Here is a 2,725-nt window from a genome sequence, read left to right on the forward strand (position 1 = left end):
TATTAAGAGTACAGTTCCAGTTCTTGAACAGCATGGAGAAGAAATCACAAAAAAATTCTATGAATTAATGTTCGGCAATCATCCAGAATTATTAAATGTTTTTAATCACGCTAATCAAAAGCAAGGCAGACAGCAAAAAGCGCTTGCAAATACTGTCTATGCCGCTGCGAAATATATCGATCAATTAGAAGCGATTGTCCCTGTAGTAAAACAAATAGCCCATAAGCACAGATCTTTAGGAATATTGCCAGAGCAATATCCAATAGTAGGAAAACATTTGCTATTAGCCATAAAAGCAGTATTAGGTGAGGCTGCTACAGATGAAATCATTAGTGCATGGGAAAAAGCCTATGGAGTTATTGCCGATGCATTTATTAATGTAGAAAAGGATATGTATGATAAGGCGGGCAAACAGCAAGGGGGCTGGGAGCTTTTCAGAGAATTTAAAATTGAAAAAATCGTAAAGGAAAGTGATGTTATTACCTCCTTTTACTTTACACCAGTCGATGGAGAGCCTATCGCTGAATTTATTCCCGGACAATACATTAGTATTAAATTAAATAATATACCTAACGAACAATACACACATATTCGTCAATATAGCCTATCTCAATCACAAGATAAATCGTTCTATCGCATATCAGTTAAGAGAGAGGATCCAATTGGAAATAAACCTGCTGGAATCGTTTCAACTTATTTGCACAATAATGCCAAGGTTGGCGACATCATTGAAATCAGTGCGCCTGCTGGTGATTTTGTATTAGAGGAACAAACAATTCGGCCAACCGTTCTGCTTAGCGGTGGGGTAGGCATCACACCGATGCTTTGCATGCTCCATCAACTAGCTGATAAACAACAAGAAACTACCTTTATCCATGCAGCTATTAATGGAAATGTTCATGCGTTTGTCAATGAAGTCAAGCAAATAACCGAGAAAAGTGAATTAGTAAGAAGCTATTACTGCTATGAAAAACCAACTGCTCTTGACAAAGAAAATGGGCTCTATAGTAAAGAAGGCTATATTACTTCTGATTGGTTAAATAAAGTAATCAATAACAAAGATGCTATTGTTTATATGTGCGGTCCCGTCGGCTTTATGCAAGCTATGTATGAAGCATTAATGAAAGCAGGCATCAAAAAGGAAAATATCCGCTATGAATTCTTCGGACCGGCCATGGAATTAAAAGAGTCTCAAACTGTTTAAGTTAATAAACAATAAAAAGGCATGACTCTCTTTAACAGAGGTCATGCCTTTATTCATTGACATACAATTATCTTCTACGATTTCTATTTCTTAAAAATGTAGGGATGTCTAATGCATCATCAGTTTGTTGAGTATAATTATTTCTTACGGGTTCATGAGAAACTTCTTCTCTTTTTGGTTCACGTTTAACTTGATTTATTGCAGGTTTTGGTTGTCCAAAAGTTGGCCTAGAAGACGGTTTTGGCTGGGGAATTTCTTCATTAAAGCCAGTAGCAATTACTGTAACGACAATCTCATCATTTAGGTTTTCATTAATAACCGAGCCAAAAATCATATTAACATCCTGATCAGATGCAGTTGCAACAATATCTGCTGCTTCTTGTACCTCATAAAGACTTAAATTCGTTCCGCCAGTAATATTCATTAGTACACCTTGAGCGCCATCAATAGATGTTTCTAATAACGGAGAGGAGATGGCTTTCTTCGCAGCCTCAGCAGCACGGTTCTCTCCAGCAGCAACACCAATTCCCATTAATGCTGATCCTTTGCTGGACATAATTGTTTTAACATCCGCGAAATCTAGGTTAATTAGTCCAGGCACTGCAATTAAGTCAGAGATACCTTGTACACCTTGACGGAGCACATTATCAGCCTCACGGAAAGCTTCAAGCATTGGCGTACTTTTATCTACGATTTCTAATAAACGATCATTAGGTATGACAATCAATGTGTCAACAGCTTCCTTCATAGAAGCAATACCGCCCGCAGCTTGTGTAGAACGCTTTCGTCCTTCAAAGGTAAACGGACGTGTGACAACTCCAACAGTTAATGCCCCAAGATCTCGTGCAATTTGAGCGATTACAGGCGCAGCACCTGTTCCTGTCCCTCCACCCATACCGGCAGTTACAAAAACCATATCTGCTCCTTTAAGAGCTTCTTCAATTTGCTCTTTACTCTCTTCAGCAGCCTTCTTACCGACCTCAGGGTTAGCACCTGCACCAAGTCCACGGGTGAGCTTTCCGCCAATTTGCATTTTCACTTCTGCTTTAGATAAATTTAGTGCCTGAGCATCCGTGTTAACTGCAATAAATTCTACACCTTGTACACCATGTTCAATCATTCGGTTAACCGCGTTGTTACCACCGCCGCCAACGCCGATGACTTTAATAGTTGCCAATGAATCTAAATTAGTATCAAATTCCAACATGACAAATCCTCCTAATTCGACGATATCCCATAGAACACCATTTTTACGAATAATTTTTTAAAAGGCAAAGTGTATAGACGCCATTTATACTAAGTAAATAATTCATTGATTTATTAAATTATATTAAAATTGATAAATAGCATTTTTGCCTTTTTAGCCACTATTCGAAAAAGTATCCGAGGAACTTCTTCACTCTTGATGTAATTTTTTCTTCCGGTTGTTTTTCCGGCTTTTTTGGTTGCGGTTGTTTTGGAACACGCTTTTCTTTTACTTCTGGTGCATGGACGGGTGCTCCGCCCATTGCCATTTTTCTG

General features: G+C 38.4%; 2 protein-coding genes and 1 pseudogene (1 of these 3 cut by a window edge). 1 reads left to right on the plus strand and 2 read right to left on the minus strand.

Features of this window, described 5'->3' with window-relative positions; all coding sequences use genetic code 11:
- Nucleotide 1: 1 nt before the first annotated feature.
- Nucleotides 2–1,204 (plus strand): NO-inducible flavohemoprotein, encoded by a 1,203-nt coding sequence (hmpA, locus tag V7149_RS25160; protein ID WP_335348297.1) that lies wholly within the window; start codon nt 2–4, stop codon nt 1,202–1,204.
- 67 nt (nt 1,205–1,271) lie between these two features.
- Here hmpA and ftsZ read toward each other — a convergent pair whose 3' ends face one another.
- Nucleotides 1,272–2,411, minus strand: coding sequence for a cell division protein FtsZ (ftsZ, locus tag V7149_RS25165; RefSeq protein ID WP_335348298.1), 1,140 nt, complete (start codon nt 2,409–2,411; stop codon nt 1,272–1,274).
- Nucleotides 2,412–2,571: 160 nt separating this feature from the next.
- Nucleotides 2,572–2,725, minus strand: a pseudogene (gene ftsA / locus V7149_RS25175) (cell division protein FtsA) (it continues 1,105 nt past the right edge of the window).

It is taken from the genome of Bacillus sp. JJ1503 (genome assembly GCF_036965125.1).
Lineage (GTDB): Bacteria > Bacillota > Bacilli > Bacillales > Cytobacillaceae > Cytobacillus.

Coding starts and splice junctions, on each gene's coding strand:
- ftsZ (WP_335348298.1), bottom strand. CDS start 2,411: ATGTTGGAATTTGATACTAATTTAGATTCATTGGCAACTATTAAAGTC.